Raw genomic sequence first — 18,328 nt, forward strand, 5'->3', positions numbered from 1 at the left:
TTGAGAAAGAGTCAAGGAGGAAGATTCAATGAAGAAGATTGTCCAAGTCATGCTTTTCATCTGCCTGACCGTGTTCGGCATGCAGGTCGCTTTCGCCAACTCCGACAAGGTCACGATTCCGGAGGGCGCCGACATTGTCAGCATCAAGCGTCTTGCTCTCGCAGCGCCGCTCTACACGCCGACGAAGGGCGCCCCGACGAAGGAAGAACTGCTCGCTTCGATGTATGAGGCAAGCAATGTGGCGAGAAGTTATGTGCTTTCCTATGACATGGTTGCCGCCGACATTCAAAAGAATGCGGGCGTCGACATCAAGTCGCTCGACCGTCGTCAGGCCGCAAAGGTCTACAAGGAAAATGTCGCTACTGACGCCGACGCTTATGTTGTCTTGACAGTCGCGAACAATAGCCGGATCGTGTTTTTCTTCGATGTCTACCGTTCTGGCACGAATGAACTTCTCTACACCTATCAGATTGTGGCGAATAAGAGTGAGCAGGCGAATGTAGAAACGTATAAGATTCTGTCCGAGCAGTTCTACAAGAACTTCGAGCGCTCTGCTAACGAACAGGCGAGAGAGAAGAAATAAAAGAAAGGGGGCTGCGCATAAGTCGATCAGACTTGTGCGGCAGCCCCTTCTTTATGCAGTGGAATGCAGTTGAAAACCTGCACGGACAATACGGATAGAAAGGATGATCGGATGATTTCAGCGAATCGCTTGATGCGCTATCTTTGGCTCGGCGTCGGAATGACTGCCCTCGCCTTGGGCACGGCAGGAATCGTTTTGCCGCTGTTGCCGACAGTGCCGTTCTATCTTCTGGCGGCATTCTGCTTTGCCAAGAGTTCGGAACGTCTTCATCGGTGGTTTGCCGCCACAAAATTGTATCAGAAATACGTCGTCCCGTTCAACGACGGCAATGGCATGACGTGGCAGGCGAAGCTCAAGACCATGGCGCTTGTGACGGGCGTCATGAGCGTCAGCGGCTACTTCCTTTCGGACAACCGCATGGGCTTGATGATGCTCGGCGGCGCGTGGCTTCTGCAGTGCGTTGCGATGCTCTTTTTCGTCAAGACGAGGAAGCGTGAGAAGTCTCCTGTCGGTCAGTGTGCGAAGTAGAGCGGCTTGATCTTGGCGGATTCTGCGACGGATTCCGAGATGCAGCCCGTCCGCACCATGGCGTCGAGCACGACGAGCTGCCGCTTCTTTGCAAGCATGAAGTCGACGTAGGGCGAATAGACGGAAGGCGCATTGGGGATTCCTGCAAGCATTGACGTCTCGGGCAGGTCGAGTTCGTGCGGCTCTCTGCCGAAGTAGCCGACAGAAGCCTCGTGTATGCCGTAGAAGCCTGAGCCGAAGTAGATCGTGTTGAGATACAGCTCCAGAATCTCATCCTTGGAGTAGTGCAGTTCAAGATCGAGCGAAAGCAGCGCTTCTTCCAGCTTGCGGTCGAGGGACTGCTCGTCGGACAGGAAGAGGTTTTTTGCGAGCTGCTGTGTGATTGTGCTCGCGCCTTCCTCGATGCGTCCGTATTGCAGATTGACGAGCGTCGCGCGTGCGATCGCTTCGGGATCGAAGCCGTGGTGCGAGTAGAAGCGGCTGTCCTCGACGGCGACGACGGCGTCGAGGAGCGAGTCGGGCATCTCGTCGATCGTCACATAGCGCTCGCGCTGGCGCACGCGCTCAGCGACCGCATCACGCAGAAATATGAGGCGGCGAGCTTCCTGCATCTTCGGCAAGGAGTCGAAGAACGCGGGACGAAAGATCGCCGCACTGCCCGTGACGAGAAAGGCGAGACAGAAAACGGTGAGAAGAAAGAGGGCAAAGCGCAAGAGCCGCTTGATTTTCTTCATGATGGCAAAAGCGTCCTCCTTTGATGGTTTTTGAATGCACTCAGCTGGCAGGCACGGAATCGTCATAAAGCTCATGCGGCGCGATGTCTTGTCCATCGGCCCACGCAACGGTATGTCCAGCGATATGCACGGTATGAAATACCGATATGTCGCGCAGTTTGCCATACCAATCTCCTTGGATGTATGGTCCGACATCAAAAATCTTTTTCTCGCCCGTTTCAAAATCCAAAAGCAGCTTGTAATCGGGCAATGGTTTTACTGCCGTAACTTTGGGTTGCAACATAAAGATGACTCCTTTCAGCGTAACGGCGCTATTTTGAAGGTTTCTTTTCCTTGACGCAAAAGATCCCAATTTGCAGCCAATTCGTCTGTATGAATTTCCAGCCAAGCAAGTACAAGCTTCAACTTTTTATTTGGCAAACTGCCTTCGAGAATATCGCCATCCAAAGAAATCACGGCTTCTTCATCTTGATATTCTGCATGAATGTGCGGCAGTTTATGCCGTCCGCCCACTTCGCGGTACATATAGATTATGATACCAAAAAATATGCTTAGTGCCGGCATCTTGTCGTCCTCCCAGAGAAATGATGTTCGCCTTTATCATTCTTATTATAAATTATACCGTACTTTTTTGGAATACATTTCGCAAAAACAGCAATCATACAATTTGTTTTAGAAGATAAATTTCCCAAACCTATTGCATAATTATGCAATAAAATGTATAATTATAAACATCGTTCGACAAAGGAATTCGGGAAGGGGCGGTCGAGCACATGAGAGTGAGCATTATCGGAGCTACAGGCTACGCGGGGGCAGAGCTTCTGCGGCTTCTTTATGAACACCCGCAGGCGGATGTCGTGCATATCACGTCGGAGAGCCATACGGGGGAGAAGATTTCGAGCATCTATCCGCATCTTCGCGGCATTTATGATGAAGAGCTTGAGAGCATGAAGGACATCGTGCGCATCGGCAGGGACAGCGACTTCGTTTTCATCGGTCTGCCGCACGGTCATGCGATGGCGGCAGGCAAGGCGCTCGAAGGCGAGAAGACGCGCATCATCGACCTCGGCGCGGACTATCGCTTCGCTGACACATCGGTCTATGAAGCGTGGTACAAGGTCAAGCATACGCACAAGGACGCCGAGCGTGTCTACGGATTGGCGGAACTCAATCGCGAGGCGATTCGCGGCGCGAAGATCATTGGCAACGCGGGCTGCTACACGACGGCGAGCATTCTCGCGCTCGCGCCGCTCGCCAAGAGCCGACTCGTCGACATGACGAGCATCGTCGTCGACGCGAAGTCCGGCGTATCGGGCGCGGGGCGCTCGGCGAAACAGGCGAATCTTCTGCCCGAGCTTTACGACAGCTTCAAGGCGTACGGTGTCGCCACGCATCGTCATACGCCTGAGATCGAGCAGGCGATGGCAGACCTTTCGGGCGAAGCGTGCATCCTGTCCTTCACGCCGCACCTCGTACCCATGTCGCGCGGCATCCTCGCGACATGCTACGCGCGGCTGAAAGAGGGCGTCGAACCCAATATGGTCGATGCAGCGTATGAAACGATGTACGGCGAGGAATACTTCGTGCGGCTTCTCGGACGCGGCGGTTATCCGGCGACGAAGGCGGTGCGCGGCTCGAACTTCTGCGACATCGGCTGGCACATCGACGAGAGGACGCATCGCGTCGTCGTCCTCTCCGCCATCGACAATCTCGTCAAGGGGGCGGCGGGACAGGCCGTGCAGAACTTCAACATCGCCTGCGGCTTCGATGAGAAGCTCGGGCTTGATCATATCGCAGTTTATCCGTAATACAGGAGGGTATACAACATGTTTTCTGATACAGCAGCAAAAAAAGGCGTGACATTTCCCAAGGGATTCAAGGCGGCGGGCGTCAAGGCCGGCATTAAGAAGAGCGGCAACCTCGACGTCGCCGTGATTTACTCGGAAGAAGAGGCTGCCGTCGCGGGCGTCTTCACGCAGAATGCCGTGGCGGCGGCACCCGTCTACGTTTCCAAAGCGGCGGTCGAGGACGGCAAAGCGCGCGCCATCGTGGCCAATGCAGGCTGTGCGAATGCCTGCACGGGCGAGCAGGGCATGAAGGATGCAAAGCATACGGCGGAGATTGCAGCGAAGGCGCTCGGCTGCGCGGCGGATGACGTCCTCGTCGCCTCGACGGGCGTCATCGGCGTGAATCTGCCGATGGACAAGCTGGAGCAGGGCGTCAAGGATGCTGTGGCAAGCCTTTCCACGGAAGGCAGCGTCGATGCGGGCAATGCCATCATCACGACGGATACATACTCCAAGGCGTGTTCGACGGAGGTCGAAATCGGCGGCAGGAAGGTGCGCTTTGGCGCGATTGCCAAAGGCTCGGGCATGATCCAGCCGAATATGGCGACGATGCTCTCTTTCATCACGACGGACGCGGCGATCGACAGCAAGCTCCTGCAGGAGGCTCTTTCCGAGATCACCGAGGTCACGTTCAACATGATCTCGGTCGATGGCGACATGAGCACGAACGATATGGTGACGGTGCTTGCGAACGGTGCGGCGGGCAATGCGAAGATCACGGAGAAGAACGCCGACTACAAAATTTTCTATCGGACGCTCAAGGAGATCTGCACGGGGCTTTCTGAGCGCATTGCGGCGGACGGCGAGGGCGCGACGAAGTTCCTGACCGTGCATGTGACGGGGGCGGAGTCCTTCGATGCGGCGAAGCAGGTCGCGATGAGCGTCGCGAAGTCGCCGCTCGTCAAGACGGCGTTCTTCGGTGAAGATCCGAACTGGGGGCGCGTCATCTGCGCTGTCGGCTATGCGGGCGTGCCCATGACGCCGGAAAAGACCGTCGTGAAGTTCGGCGGCATTCCCGTCTATGCGAACGGCACGGGCGCTTCCTGCGATGCAGACGCCTTGCGCAAGGTCATGGGGCAGCATGACATCGTCATCGATGTCGAGATGGGCTTGGGCAGTGCCGAAGCGACGGTCTGGACATGCGACTTTTCCTACGAGTATGTGAAGATCAACGGCGAGTACCATACCTGAGGCGGTGAAGCGATGTTTGCGGCAAACGACAAAGCGGCGATCCTCGTCGAGGCGCTGCCTTATATACAGGAATTTTATGGCAAGACCGTCGTCATCAAGTACGGCGGCAATGCCATGATCAATGAAGAGCTCAAGGAAAAGGTCATGCAGGACGTGGCGCTGATGAAGTACGTCGGCATACAGCCCGTCATCGTGCATGGCGGCGGCCCTGAGATCACGGGATTTCTCGGCAAGGTCGGCAAGGAGACGGAGTTCATCAGCGGCCTGCGCGTGACGGATGAAGAAACGGTCGAGATCGCCGAGATGGTGCTCGACGGCAAGATCAACTCCGACATCGTGACGCTCCTCAATCGCCGCGGCGTCAGTGCTGTCGGGCTGTCGGGCAAGGATGCGAACCTCATCCGCGCGCAAAAGAAGCTCGCGACGGTCTACGAAGGGGAAGAGAGCCGGAAGGTGGACATCGGCTATGTCGGTCAGGTCGAAAGAATCGACACGCGCCTCCTGCAAGACCTCATCGCGCACGACTACATCCCCGTCATCGCGCCGATCGGCGTCGGTGCGGACGGCGAGAGCTACAACATCAACGCCGACTACGTGGCGGCGGAGATCGCGGGTGCGCTCGGAGCGGAGAAGCTCCTGCTCCTGACGGACGTCGAGGGCGTCTACAAGGATTACGAGGACAAATCATCCTTCATCTCGACGCTCACGGCAGCCGAGGCGCGCCGCTATATCGAGGACGGCACCTTGACGGGCGGCATGATCCCGAAGGTGGAAGCGTGCCTGAGGGCGCTCGATGCGGGTGCGGCAAAGACGCATATCATCGACGGCAGACTCGGCCACTCCATCATCTTGGAAATCTTCACCTCGGCGGGTATCGGTACGCAGGTCGTGAAGTGACGGCGCATGGAAAAGCGGGGGAAATTATGAAAGAAACAGATGAAGCAATCTACGCGAAGGACGCGGCGGGCTATCTGCCCGTGTTCAACCGCTACAAGATCGTGCTCGATCACGGCGAGGGCGTCTACGTCTTCGACAACAACGGCAGGAAGTACATCGACTTCCTCGCAGGTATCGCGGTCAACGTACTCGGCCACGCCTATGCGCCGCTCGTCAAGACGATCGCCGAACAGGCGGGGCGCATGATCCACTGCTCGAATCTCTATTACACGCAGGCGCAGGCGGATGCAGCGGAAAGGCTCGTGCGCCTTTCGGGGTTGGGCAAGGCGTTCTTCGCTAACTCGGGAGCGGAAGCGAACGAGGGCGCAATCAAGGTCGCGCACAAGTATGCGCACGCGAAAGATCCTGAAAAGTCGCAGATCATCACGGCGTGGCACAGTTTTCACGGACGCACGCTCGCGACATTGACGGCGACGGGGCAGCCGAAGTATCATGAAGGCTTTGGCCCACTGCCCGAGGGATTCGACTATGTGCATTACGGCAATATCGAAGAGCTGGAAAAGATGATGAGCGCGAAGACGTGCGCCGTCATGCTCGAAACGATTCAGGGCGAGGGCGGCGTCCATGTGCCGACGTCAGAATACTTGAAGCGTGTGCGCGAGCTTTGCGACGAGCACGGCGCACTCTTGATCTTCGATGAGATTCAATGCGGCATGGGGCGCACGGGCAAGATGTTCGCTTACGAGCATTTCGGCGTGCAGCCCGATATCGTGACGCTTGCCAAGGGTCTTGCGGGCGGCGTGCCCATCGGCGCGTTCATCGTGACGGACGAGGCGGCGGCTGCTCTCCATGCGGGCGATCACGGCACGACCTTCGGCGGCAATCCTCTCGCGTGCGCGGCGGCGAACGTCGTGCTCGATACGGTGCAGAAAGAGGGCATCTTGGGTCATGTCGACAAGGTCGGCGCGTATTTCCGTGAAAAGCTCGAAGGCTTTCAAAAGAAGTATCCGGCTCTCATCAAGGAAGTGCGCGGCATGGGGCTTCTTCTCGGCATGGAGCTTTCCATAGAGGGACGCGGCATTGTCAACGAATGTTTGGAGCACGGCGCGATCATCAACTGCACGGCAGGAAATGTCCTGCGCTTCGTGCCGCCGTTGATCGTCAAGGAAGCGCATATCGACGAGCTCTGTGCGATCTTGGAGCCGATTCTGGCGAAGTACGCCAAGGGTTGAAGGGGAGGAAAACGTATGTTAAAAGGCAGGGATTTACTTTCCATCCATGATCTTTCCGTTGAGGAGGTCGAGGCGATTCTCGCGCTTGCCGAAGAACTCAAGGCGATGCAGAAGGCGGGCATAGAGCACCGCGTTCTCGCGGGCAAGACGCTCGGCATGATCTTCGAGAAATCCTCGACGCGGACGCGCGTTTCCTTTGAGACGGGCATGTTTCAGCTCGGCGGGCAGGCACTCTTCCTCTCGAACCGCGACTTGCAGATCGGGCGTGGCGAGCCGATTAAGGATACGGCTCGCGTCCTCTCGCGCTATCTCGACGGCGTGATGATCCGTACCTTCGAGCATGAGAAGGTGGAGGAGTTCGCCAAGTATGCCGACATTCCCGTCATCAATGCCTTGACCGATCTCCTCCATCCGTGTCAGGCGCTGACCGACCTCTTGACGATTCGCGAGCACAAGGGCAAGAATCTCAAAGGGCTGAAGATGGCGTACGTCGGTGACGGCAACAACATGACGCATTCTCTGATGTATGCGGCAGCAAAGACGGGCATGAACTTCGTCGCCGCGACGCCTGCAGACTACGCACCCGATGAAGGGGTGACGCAGAGGGCGCAGGAAGATGCGAAGGAGACGGGCGCGAGCATCACGCTCGTGACCGACCCGTTTGCAGCGGCGAAGGACGCTGACATCCTCGTGACAGACACATGGGCGAGCATGGGGCAGGAGGCGGAGCACGAGGAGCGCAAGAAAATTTTCGCACCGTACCAGATCAACGGCGACCTGCTCGCCGCCGCTGATAAACGCGCCATCGTCATGCATTGCCTGCCCGCCTATCGCGGCGAGGAGATCACGGAGGACGTTATGGAAGCATTCTCCGATGTCATCTTCGACGAGGCGGAGAACCGCCTGCATACGCAGAAGGCGATCCTAGCGCTTTTGATGGCGGACTGACTTCATCTTATCTGCAATCCCGGCAGGAAAATTTTATGAAAGCGCGTATTCTTAAGGGGACGCTGAATTTATCAGTGCTTCCTTGATATAAAATATTTTAAGGAGCTGTTTTTCATGGCAAAGGCAAAAGTGAAGAAAGTCGTACTCGCATATTCGGGCGGTCTGGACACCTCCGTCATCATTCCGTGGCTCAAGGAGAACTATGACGGCTGCGAGGTCATCGCCGCGTGCGTCGACATCGGGCAGGGCGACGAAGTCGCTCCCGTGCATGACAAGGCGCTGAAGTCCGGCGCGTCGAAGGCATACGTCGAGGATCTCACGCAGGAGTTCCTCGAAGACTACGTCTGGCCGACGCTCAAGGCGCAGGCGGTCTACGAGGGCAAGTACCTTCTCGGTACGTCGTTCGCGCGTCCCCTGATCGCCAAGCGTCTCGTCGAGATTGCGAAGGAAGAAGGGGCAGACGCCATCGCGCACGGTGCGACGGGCAAGGGCAACGATCAGGTGCGCTTCGAGCTGACGATCAAGGCGCTCGCGCCGAACCTCACGATCATCGCCCCATGGCGCGAATGGGAACTTGGCGCGCGCACGGAGGAAATCGAATACGCGAAGAAGCATGGCATCCCCGTCGCCGAGGAAAACAAGACGTACAGCATGGATCGCAACATCTGGCACCTGTCGCATGAAGGCTCCGACCTCGAAGATCCGTGGAACGAGCCGAAGAACGAGATGTTCCTGATCTCGAAAGCGCCCGAGGATGCGCCCGACAAGCCCGAGTATGTCACGGTCGACTTCGAGAAGGGCATTCCCGTCGCCGTCAACGGCGAGAAGCTCGGCGCGGTCGAACTTCTGACGAAGCTCAACGAAATCGGTGCGCGAAACGGCGTCGGCATCACGGATATATGCGAGAACCGTCTCGTCGGCATGAAGTCGCGCGGCGTCTACGAGAATCCCGGCGGTGCGATCCTCTACTACGCGCACCGCGAGCTTGAGTACCTGTGCCTTGACCGCGCGACGTACCACTACAAGGAAGGCGTTGCCATCCGCTTCGGCGAACTCGTCTACGACGGCATGTGGTTCTGCCAGCTCAGGGAAGCGCTGCAGGCATTCGTCGACAGCACGCAAGAGAGCGTCACGGGCACGGTGCGCCTCAAGCTCTACAAGGGTAATATCATCAGCGCCGGCTCGAAGTCGCCGTATTCGCTCTACAGTCAGGAATTCGTGACCTTTGAGCGCGACGAGGTCTACGACCAGTCCGACGCGACGGGCTTCATCAACCTTTTCGGCCTGCCTTTGAAGGTGCGTGCCCTCATGCAGGAAAAGGCAGGGAAGAAATGAGCGAACAGCTTTGGGGCGGTCGTTTCTCCAAGAGCACGGACGAGATGATCAACGATTTCCAGGCATCGATTTCCTTCGATAAGCGTATGTACCGTGAGGACATCGCGGGCAGCATCGCGCACGCGAAGATGCTCGCCAAGTGCGGCATCATCGCGGAAACGGATAAAGATGCCATCATCTCCGGGCTGCGCGATATCCTGAAAAAAATCGAGCACGGCGATTTCGACTTCGCCGTTGCACTCGAAGACATTCACATGAACATCGAGAAGCGCCTGACCGACGCCATTGGCGAGGCGGGCGGCAGACTGCACACGGCGCGCAGCCGCAATGACCAAGTCGCGCTCGACACGCACCTCTATGTGCGCGGGCAGACACTCGCCGTGCTCGGCTGCATCGCCGACCTGCAGCGTGCGCTCGTCGAGACGGCGGAGCGCTATCCCGACGTGATCATGCCGGGCTACACGCACTTGCAGCGCGCGCAGCCGATCCTCTTCTCGCATCACATGCTCGCCTACTTCTCCATGCTCGCACGCGATTTCTCGCGCTTCTTAGGCGTCTACGAGCGCGCGGACATCATGCCGCTCGGCGCGGGTGCGCTTGCGGGCACGACGTTCCCCATCGACCGCGTGTTCGTGGCAGAGGAGCTTCACTTCGACGCTGTCTACACGAACAGCCTCGATGCCGTCAGCGACCGCGACTATATCATGGAATTCCTCTCCGCCGCCTCCATCCTCATGGTGCATCTCTCGCGGCTCTCCGAGGAAATCATCCTCTGGTGCTCGCGCGAGTTCTCCTTCATCGAGCTTGACGACGCGCACTGCACAGGCTCCTCCATGATGCCGCAGAAGAAGAATCCCGACGTCTCAGAACTCGTGCGCGGCAAGACGGGACGCGTCATCGGCCACCTCATGGCGATGCTCACGATCGTCAAGGGTCTGCCGCTTGCTTACAACAAGGATCTGCAGGAAGACAAGGAAGGCGTGTTCGACGCCATCGACACGGTGAAATTCAGCCTAGCCGTCTACACCGCGCTCCTGCGCGGCATGACGGTCAAAGGCGACGTCATGAAACGCGCCGTCACGGAAGACTTCTCCAACGCCACCGACCTTGCTGACTACCTCGTGAAGAAGGGCATGCCTTTTAGAAAAGCGCACGCCGTCGCAGGACGCGCCGTGCATCTTTGCATCGAGCAGGGCAAGTGGCTAGAAGACATGACCATGGAAGAATTCCGCGCCTTGTCCGACCTCTTCGACGCGGACATAAAAGAAGCCATCCGTCCCGAAACCTGCGTGAAGAACCGCAATTCTTTGGGCGGTACCTCGTACAGTCAGGTCGCATGGCAGCTTGAAAAAGCGAAAGCGCTGCTTGCGGAGGAAGGCAGGAAGCAGGAAGAGTTGAAGAAGAAAGAGATTCGGCTCGATTGATGGGCAAGCCCCTTGCTGGGCACGTTGTATCAAATGGTGCATCTCAACAGCAAAAAACGGAGTGTCGCTGTCGGCACTCCGTTTTTTGCTGTCTGGGAGATGGCGTGCGTACGACTCGCAAGGAGAAGCGGATTTCGTTGTGCTGCATCCGACAGGCGGGATTTTTCATATCGGAGGGAATCCGTGCTTTCGTGGCGGTGGTTTCAATAGTACCAGTATGCTTGAGGTAATATGGACAACTTAGGGTTTTGCAATCCTTCTAAGAATTCCTCAATCCCGGCCCTTGAGATACTCATAAGAGAAATCTCTGTAGACGCGGCACAGCGCTTTTCGGCAGCCGAACCACAGCAGTCCTGCCATGACGAAGAAGCTGACGCTGTAGGCACTGTAGACGATATGCATGGAGTGGATGCCGATCATGTACCAGCCCCAGCACCATGCGACGCGGAAGAAGCAGTAGGCGGCGAGTGCAGTCATCATGGGATAGAGAGTGTCGCCCAGACCGCGGATTGCGCCGATGTAGATCTGATTGATGCCGTAGAGCCAGTAGAAGGGGAACGTGTAGTAAACGGCATCAAGTGCATTTGCAGCAACGGCGGGATCGTCGGTGAAGAGCGAGACGAGCGCAGGCGCCGCCAGACCTGCGATGAGCGCCATGCCCATTGCTCCGCCCGCCGCGAGGCGAAGGCTTATGCGAAGTCCAGCCCGCACGCGCGTAAGGTCGTGTGCACCGACGTTCTGCCCGATGAAACTTGTGAGCGCGATGCCGAACGCAAAGAGCGGATAATAGAGGAATCCCTCGATGCGTGCATAGACGGTCATGCCCGCCATCGCCGCGTAGCCGAAGGAGTTGATGTACGTCTGGATGACGAGGGAGGAAAGGCTCATGAAGACGGCTTGAAGCCCCGCGGGAATGCTTGTGCTGAGGATGGGCAGGAGATGGCTCAAAGCGAAGAAGGGGCGGCTAAAGCGCAGTTTCCATGTGCCGTGGAGATGGAATAGTTTCCACAGGGCGAGCAGCGCCGCTGCATACTGCGCGAGGACGGTCGCGGCTGCCGCGCCTGCAATACCGCAGGGAATGACGATGAGCAGCACGACGTCGAGCGCGATGTTGAGCACGACAGCGGCGGCGAGATAGTGGAGAGCGCTCGTCGTATTGCCCAGCGCTCTCAGGATGGCGCTCGCTGTATTGTAGAGCAGCTGTGCGAGGATACCGTAGAGCATGGTGTGCAGATAGAGGCTCGCTGCCGGGATGAGTTCGGCGGGCGTGGAGAGTGCCGCGAGCAGCTGCTCGGTCAGGATGATGCCGGCCGCCGTAAAGAGAGCGGCGAACAACGCGACGGTGATGAAGATGCTCTGTACGAGTGCGCTGAGACGCGCATAATCCTTTTTGCCGTAGAGGTGGGAGACGAGGACGCTGAGTCCCGCCGAGAAGCCGATGAAGAAATTGACGATGACGGATAGGATGAGGCTCGCTGTGCCAACTGCGGCAAGCGCCTGTGCGCCGAGTACCTGCCCGACGAGGGCAGTGTCCGCAATCGTGTAGAATTGCTGCAGGAGCTGCGAGAGCAGGATCGGCAGCATGAAGACGAGCAGCTGACGTGGGATTGCCCCGCGTGTAAAATCCTGCTGATCGGCGCTATGGAAGAGCAGGACGTGGAGGTGGTGCAGATTGTGATGCAGAAAGTCATAAGTGAGCGGATTGTGCACGCCGTAAATCCGCTCGCGATGCCGCAAAGCACGAAGTTTGCCAAGAATCTTGTCCATAAAATTCGATTCTAGCACGAGCTTTTTCCGAGCCTTGGATGTGTGCTCGGGCGCAGGCTGCGGATTCTTATAAGCCGCAGTGCTTCTTTGATGTCTACATCGTCCCGCATATCACCCATTTCGTAGACGCAGACAGGATCTTTGACGCCGATCTCGCTCGCGGGCATGTAGACGTATTCGGCGTTTTCTGCGTCACCGAAGATGAGGCCGCTTTTTAGCTCGGATTCAATGAGGGATGCCATACTTGCCTCCGATTCGTAGCTTCAAAACATATTCTTGCGCCATAGGACATACGATGACGCTCCGGCGATGACGGCAGCGAGGATGGCGATGGAGAGGAATGCCGTCGAGTCGTCTGCCAGAGGGACGGGGACGTTCATGCCGAAGAAGCTCGATATGACCGTCGGAATCGCGAGGATGATCGTCATGGCAGCGAGAAATTTCATCACGAGGTTCTGATTGTTCGAGATGATAGAAGAGAAAGTATCCGACATGCGCGCGAGAATCTTGTTATAAAGTTCGACCATCTCGCGTGCCTGCTTGTTCTCGATGATGACATCTTCCAAAAGGTCTTCGTCCTCTTCGTAGATTTTGATGATGGGCGTCAGACTTTGGTTGGAGCGCAGACGCAGAAGTTTGTCGAGCACGGCACCGTTGGAGCGCAGGGCTGCACTGAAATAGGTCAAGCCTTTCTGCAGTTCGAGGAGGCGCAGAATGTCGCTGTTTTCCATCGAGCGGCGCAGGTTCAGCTCGATTTCGTCCGAGTGTTTGTTGATCTGCCTGAGGTAGCGCAGATAGAAGGTCGCCGACTTGTAGAGGATCTGAAAGAGGAAGCGCGTCTTTTTGAACGTGCGGAAGAGCTTCGCCGTGTTCTCGTTGAATTCCGATAGGACGGGCGTATCCTCTAGGCAGACTGTGATGAAGTAATCATCGGTCAGAATGATGGCGAGCGGCAACGTGTCATAGCTGTCCTGGCCGCGCATGACAGGGACATTGGTCAGTACCATGACGGAGTTGTCCTCGACATCCGTATGGGAACGCTCCTCGTCATCGAGTGCGGAACGCAGAAAATCCGGCTCGACTTCTGTGAGGTTGCTGACAACCTTGAGTTCGTAGGGCGTGGGGTCGATGATGTTGATCCATGCGCCCTTTTCGAGTGTCTTGAGCGTCAGTGGCTGCAGAGGACCGCTCTCAAGGGACTTGAAGATTTTGAGCATAGACAGGGAGTCTCCTTTCGTGGAACCTCCCTGGATTCAAAAGCAGGATGCTTTGAGAAAAAAGGAGGATTCCGAGCGTTTTCTTTTTATTTGTCGTGCAACTAGGGTGATCTCCGTCCATTTCCTCACCAGCTTTCCTTAACACAAATACGAACAACGATGATTCTTTTAGCTTACTCCAGAGAAGCGCTTTCGTCAACTGTTTAAGTACGTTTTTGGCGTTTTTGGGAAACAATTATCCTTGAATCCCAAGAGAAAAAGCGTTAAAATACAAGAATGGGTTTGAGACTGAATCATACGTTGCGGCAGGTCGGTCTGCCGATATTTCCAGCATATATTATCCTAGATTTTAGGCGGTGAGTTCATGAATTCTATATTTGATGTGGGGATCGACATCGGCTCGACGACGATCAAGCTCGTCGTCCTCGATCATGAGAAGAAGATCGTGTTCAAAAACTACGCACGCCATTTTTCCGAGATCGGCGCTTCCCTCTGCGAGAATCTGGCAAGCCTCAAGAAGATCGTCGGCGGTGAGAAGTTTTCTTTTGCACTGACCGGCTCGGCGGGCATGGGCGTCGCACAGCATATCGGGCTGCCTTTCGTGCAGGAGGTCATCGCGTGCGCTTCAGCTGTGAGGTCGCTGATTCCCGAGACGGATACAGTCGTTGAGCTTGGCGGCGAGGACGCCAAGGTGACGTACTTCGGCGATGCGCCTGAACAGCGCATGAACGGCGTCTGTGCAGGCGGCACGGGTTCTTTCATCGATCACATGGCGTCGCTTCTTTCGACGGATGCGGCAGGACTCAATGCACTCGCGGAGAAGGGGAAGCAGATCTATACGATTGCTTCTCGTTGCGGCGTCTTTGCCAAGACAGATATCCAGGCTCTGATGAACGACGGTGCGGAAAAGGCGGACATTGCCCTTTCCGTTTTTCAGGCTGTCGTCAATCAGACGATCAGCAATCTCGCGCAGGGGCGTCCGATTGCGGGCAATGTCGCGTTTCTCGGCGGACCGCTGCACTTCCTTCCCGTTCTCAGACAACGCTTCATCGAGACGCTGCAGCTTGCCCCCGAGAACGTCGTCGATGCACCCGATGGGAATTTTTTTGTCGCGCTCGGTGCGGCACTCTCGGAGGAGACTGAGGTCGTCGATATGGCGCGCCTGGAAGAGAGCATGGAGAAGGCGCGCGACGTGGCGGCGAAGGAGACGCGGCAGGCGGACTTCACGCTCTTTTCCAATGCGGCGGACTATGCGGCATTCAAGGAGCGCCATGACCGCGCAAAGGTGCGGCGCGGCGATCTTGCCGCGTATGAAGGGCCGATCTACATCGGCATTGACGCCGGATCGACGACGACGAAGCTCGCGGCGATCGGTACGGAGCGCGAGCTTCTCTACACGTCGTACGGCAGCAACCAAGGGTCGCCGCTTCATACGGTCATTCGTGAACTGAAGGGGCTTTACGCTGCGATGAACGAAAGGACGTACATCGCGGGCGCACTTACGACGGGTTATGGTGAGGCGATCGTCAAGGCGGCGATTCACGCGGATGCGGGCGAGGTTGAGACGTTCGCCCATCTGCGTGCGGCGCAGGAGTTTTGCCCCGAGGTCACGTTCGTCATGGACATCGGCGGGCAGGACATGAAATGTTTCTTCGTCAAGGACGGCAGCATCGGCAACATCACGCTCAACGAGGCCTGTTCGGCGGGATGCGGTTCCTTCATCGAGAATTTCGCGCAGGGACTCAACATGACGGCGGGGGAGTTCGCCGCCATGGCGATGGAGTCGAAAGCGCCCGTCGATCTCGGCACGCGCTGCACGGTCTTCATGAATTCCAAGGTCAAGCAGGCGCAGAAGGACGGAGCGGCGGTCAGCGACATATCAGCAGGCATCGCTTTTTCCGTCATCAAGAACGCGCTCTTTAAGGTCATGCAGCTCAAGGATGTCAAGGAGCTTGGCGAGCATATCGTCGTGCAGGGCGGCACATTCTACAACGATGCTGTCCTGCGTTCGATGGAAAAGCTCATCGAGCGTGATGTCGTGCGTCCCGATATCTCGGGTCTCATGGGCGCGTATGGCGCGGCGATTCTCGCACAGGAGGAGGGGCTTGAGCGCTCTTCGATACTCGCTGCCGATGCGCTGGAAGACTTTTCTGTATCGACCAGTTCGTACCGCTGCAGGCATTGCGGCAATCAATGCCTGATCACCATGCAGAAGTTCAGCGACGGCGGCAAGTACTTCACGGGCAACCGCTGCGAGCGCGGCATCGGCAAGGCGAAGCGCGAGGAGCGGGAGACGGCGAACATCTACGATTACAAGTACAAGCGCCTCTTCGCCTACTACAAGCCGCTGACGGGCGCCGCCGCGCCGCGCGGTGCGATCGGGCTACCGCGCGGACTCAACATGTACGAGGACTATCCTTTCTGGTTCACCTTCTTCACGCAGCTTGGCTACGAGGTCGTGCTGTCGGACAAGTCGTCGGCGGCGCTCTACTACAAGGGCATGGCGACGGTGCCGTCGGATTCCTTATGCTATCCGGCGAAGCTTGTGCACGGGCATATCATGGATCTCGTGGAAAAGGGCGTCCGAAAGATTTTTTATCCGTGCATCCCTTTCAATGTCATCGACGAGCAGCATCCGGGCGACAATCACTACAACTGCCCGGTCGTTGCGTCCTATGCAGAGAATATCCGCGCCAATATGGACGTGCTGCGCGAAAAGAACATCGAGTTTCTGCAGCCTTTTTTGCCGCTTGACGACAAGAAGCGCATGGTTGAGCGCCTTTTTGAGGAACTCGGCGCTTCCGAAGGTCTTTCTAAGGGCGAGATCAAGGAGGCGGCATTCGCTGCCTACGCGGAACTTGAGAACTACAAGCAGGACGTGCGCGATTACGGCGTGAGCATTCTGCGCGAGATCGAGCGCACGAAGCAGCCTGCCGTCATGCTCGTCGGCAGGCCGTACCACATTGACCCTGAGATTCATCATGGCATATCCGACATGATCGCTTCCTACGGTCTTGCCATCCTGTCGGAGGATGCCGTCTATCATCTGCCGGTCAAGGGTGCGGGACTCAACATCGTCAATCAATGGAGCTATCACGCACGCCTTTACCACGCGGCGCATTTCGTCGCCGAGCATGAAAACTTGACGCTCATCCAGCTCAGTTCCTTCGGCTGCGGACTCGATGCTGTGACGACGGGGCAGGTCAAGTCGATTCTCGAAAGCCATCATCATATCTACACGATGATCAAGCTCGACGAGGTCAGCAACCTCGGTGCGGCTCGCATACGCCTGCGCTCTTTGATCGCGGCTCTCGCACGCCGCAGGAAGACGCCGTTTCAGCCAGCGGCCGCCGAGGAGCGTCCGCGCTTCACGGAGGAGTGCCGCCGCACGCATACGATTCTCGCGCCGCAGCTTGCACCGATTCATTTCAGCCTCGTGCGCCCGGTGCTCGAAAAGCATGGCTATAAGGTCGTCGTGCCGGCTCTGCCGGATAAGGCAGCGATCGACCTCGGGCTGCGCTATGTGAACAACGACATGTGCTATCCCGCCATCGTCGTCATCGGTCAGCTGCTCGCCGCGCTGAAATCGGGCGAGTACGATCCCGATCACACGTCGATCCTGCTGTTTCAGACGTGCGGACCGTGCCGTGCGACGAACTATATGGCACTGATGCGCCAAGCGCTGAAGTATGCAGGCTATCCGCAGGTGCCTGTATTCGCGTGTTGGGGACTCGAAACGGATGCGTTTTCTCTCGACCGAAGCTGCTTCGTCGATGCGATCAAGGCGTTCCTTTACGGCGACTTGCTGCAAAAGCTGAGAAATGCGACACTGCCGTACGAGAAGGAGCGGGGAGCGGCGGAGCGGCTGTATGAAAAGTGGCATGAAAAGTGCCTTGCCGAGCTTATGGATGGAAGCTATTTCAAGTATGCGGACACGGTCAGGCGCATGGTGCAGGAGTTTGATGCTCTGCCGCTCGTCGAGGGGATCTGGAAGCCGAAAGTCGGCATTGTCGGTGAGATTCTCGTCAAGTATCATCCCGTGGCGAACAACCACATCGAGGAGGTCTTGATCGAGGAGGGTGCCGAGGTCGTCATGCCGGACTTTGCGGACTTCTTCCTTTATATGGCGTACGATTCCATCGTCGAGCGCGAGCTTTTTGCGGGCAGGCTCAAGGACAAGCTGTTTGCGCAGATGTTTATCAGCCTCGTCGAGTTCTTCCGCCGCCCTATGAGAAAGGCGCTGAAGAAGAGCCGTCGCTTCACGCCGCCGTACAAGATTGGTGAAACGGCGCGTCTCGCGAAGAAGCATGTGTCGCTCGGCAATATGGCGGGCGAGGGCTGGTTCCTCACGGGTGAGATGGTCAAGCTCATCCATGAGGGCGTGCCGAATGTCGTCTGCCTGCAGCCCTTCGGCTGCCTGCCGAACCACATCACGGGCAAGGGCGTCATTCACAGTCTCCGAAGTGATTACAAGGGGGCGAACATCGTGGCGATTGACTGCGATCCCGGCTCTTCGGAGGTCAATCAGCTCAACCGCATCAAGTTGATGCTGGCCGTCGCCAAGGAGCGGAATCCGCATCGCGTCTCTGTTCCGGCGAACGACGCTGAGCGGCGCTGACGGTTTC

The 18,328-nt window shown here is 57.2% G+C and carries 16 protein-coding genes; 10 read left to right on the forward strand and 6 right to left on the reverse strand.

The features are described 5' to 3' along the window. Positions 1-28 precede the first annotated feature (28 nt). Together SELSP_RS05185 and SELSP_RS05190 are read left to right on the forward strand one after the other, a co-directional pair. On the forward strand, positions 29-583 hold the full coding sequence (locus SELSP_RS05185) for a hypothetical protein (RefSeq protein ID WP_006190825.1): 555 nt from the start codon (positions 29-31) through the stop codon (positions 581-583). A 63-nt stretch (positions 584-646) separates the two neighbouring features. Next, entirely contained in the window at positions 647-1,111 is a 465-nt protein-coding gene (locus SELSP_RS05190) for a YbaN family protein (RefSeq protein ID WP_006190824.1), read from the forward strand. Here SELSP_RS05190 and SELSP_RS05195 read toward each other — a convergent pair. From SELSP_RS05195 to SELSP_RS05205, 3 genes are read right to left on the reverse strand one after another with little or no spacing between them, the layout of a single operon-like run. Continuing rightward, positions 1,096-1,845, reverse strand: a complete 750-nt coding sequence (locus tag SELSP_RS05195; protein WP_013740757.1) for a transglycosylase domain-containing protein — start codon at positions 1,843-1,845, stop codon at positions 1,096-1,098. The two genes, SELSP_RS05190 and SELSP_RS05195, sit on opposite strands and share 16 nt — an antisense overlap. A 40-nt stretch (positions 1,846-1,885) precedes the next feature. Further along, positions 1,886-2,128: a DUF2442 domain-containing protein gene (locus tag SELSP_RS05200; RefSeq protein ID WP_013740758.1), complete on the reverse strand. Its 243-nt coding sequence runs from the start codon at positions 2,126-2,128 to the stop codon at positions 1,886-1,888. A gap of 14 nt (positions 2,129-2,142) precedes the next feature. Further along, entirely contained in the window at positions 2,143-2,409 is a 267-nt protein-coding gene (locus SELSP_RS05205; protein WP_006190817.1) for a DUF4160 domain-containing protein, read from the reverse strand. Between the two features lie 209 nt (positions 2,410-2,618). Here SELSP_RS05205 and argC point away from each other — a divergent pair, with 209 nt between their 5' ends. From argC to argH, 7 genes are all read left to right on the forward strand, one after another. After that, on the forward strand, positions 2,619-3,653 hold the full coding sequence (argC, locus tag SELSP_RS05210) for an N-acetyl-gamma-glutamyl-phosphate reductase (protein ID WP_006190814.1): 1,035 nt from the start codon (positions 2,619-2,621) through the stop codon (positions 3,651-3,653). An 18-nt stretch (positions 3,654-3,671) separates the two neighbouring features. Continuing rightward, the gene (gene argJ / locus SELSP_RS05215; protein WP_006190813.1) at positions 3,672-4,883 is read left to right on the forward strand and encodes a bifunctional glutamate N-acetyltransferase/amino-acid acetyltransferase ArgJ; all 1,212 of its coding nucleotides are present in this window, start codon (positions 3,672-3,674) and stop codon (positions 4,881-4,883) included. A gap of 12 nt (positions 4,884-4,895) precedes the next feature. Continuing rightward, a complete protein-coding gene (gene argB / locus SELSP_RS05220; RefSeq protein WP_006190808.1) occupies positions 4,896-5,780 on the forward strand; it encodes an acetylglutamate kinase in 885 nt (294 codons plus the stop codon). A gap of 26 nt (positions 5,781-5,806) precedes the next feature. Next, positions 5,807-7,012: an aspartate aminotransferase family protein gene (locus tag SELSP_RS05225; protein WP_013740759.1), complete on the forward strand. Its 1,206-nt coding sequence runs from the start codon at positions 5,807-5,809 to the stop codon at positions 7,010-7,012. Between the two features lie 15 nt (positions 7,013-7,027). Beyond that, a complete protein-coding gene (argF, locus tag SELSP_RS05230) occupies positions 7,028-7,960 on the forward strand; it encodes an ornithine carbamoyltransferase (protein WP_006190806.1) in 933 nt (310 codons plus the stop codon). Positions 7,961-8,074: 114 nt separating this feature from the next. Then, on the forward strand, positions 8,075-9,295 hold the full coding sequence (locus SELSP_RS05235) for an argininosuccinate synthase (protein ID WP_006190805.1): 1,221 nt from the start codon (positions 8,075-8,077) through the stop codon (positions 9,293-9,295). Next, positions 9,292-10,719: an argininosuccinate lyase gene (gene argH / locus SELSP_RS05240; RefSeq protein WP_006190803.1), complete on the forward strand. Its 1,428-nt coding sequence runs from the start codon at positions 9,292-9,294 to the stop codon at positions 10,717-10,719. The genes SELSP_RS05235 and argH overlap by 4 nt, the downstream gene beginning before the upstream one ends. A 270-nt stretch (positions 10,720-10,989) precedes the next feature. Here argH and SELSP_RS05245 read toward each other — a convergent pair whose 3' ends face one another. Genes SELSP_RS05245 through SELSP_RS05255 form a run of 3 tightly spaced genes read right to left on the reverse strand, consistent with a single transcriptional unit; the run spans position 10,990 to position 13,703 of the window. Beyond that, the gene (locus tag SELSP_RS05245; RefSeq protein ID WP_037367376.1) at positions 10,990-12,486 is read right to left on the reverse strand and encodes an MATE family efflux transporter; all 1,497 of its coding nucleotides are present in this window, start codon (positions 12,484-12,486) and stop codon (positions 10,990-10,992) included. Positions 12,487-12,497: 11 nt separating this feature from the next. Next, positions 12,498-12,728 carry a hypothetical protein gene (locus SELSP_RS05250; protein ID WP_006190798.1) on the reverse strand — a complete coding sequence of 77 codons (231 nt, stop codon included), beginning with the start codon at positions 12,726-12,728 and terminating at the stop codon, positions 12,498-12,500. Between the two features lie 21 nt (positions 12,729-12,749). Next, complete coding sequence (locus SELSP_RS05255) at positions 12,750-13,703, reverse strand: magnesium transporter CorA family protein (protein ID WP_006190797.1); 954 nt, start codon at positions 13,701-13,703, stop codon at positions 12,750-12,752. Between the two features lie 364 nt (positions 13,704-14,067). On the opposite strand from SELSP_RS05255, the gene SELSP_RS05260 reads away from it, so the two are divergent. After that, complete coding sequence (locus SELSP_RS05260; protein WP_006190793.1) at positions 14,068-18,321, forward strand: 2-hydroxyacyl-CoA dehydratase; 4,254 nt, start codon at positions 14,068-14,070, stop codon at positions 18,319-18,321. The last annotated feature ends 7 nt before the right edge of the window (positions 18,322-18,328 follow it).

Origin of the sequence: Selenomonas sputigena ATCC 35185, from assembly GCF_000208405.1 — a bacterium.
Taxonomy (GTDB): domain Bacteria; phylum Bacillota; class Negativicutes; order Selenomonadales; family Selenomonadaceae; genus Selenomonas; species Selenomonas sputigena.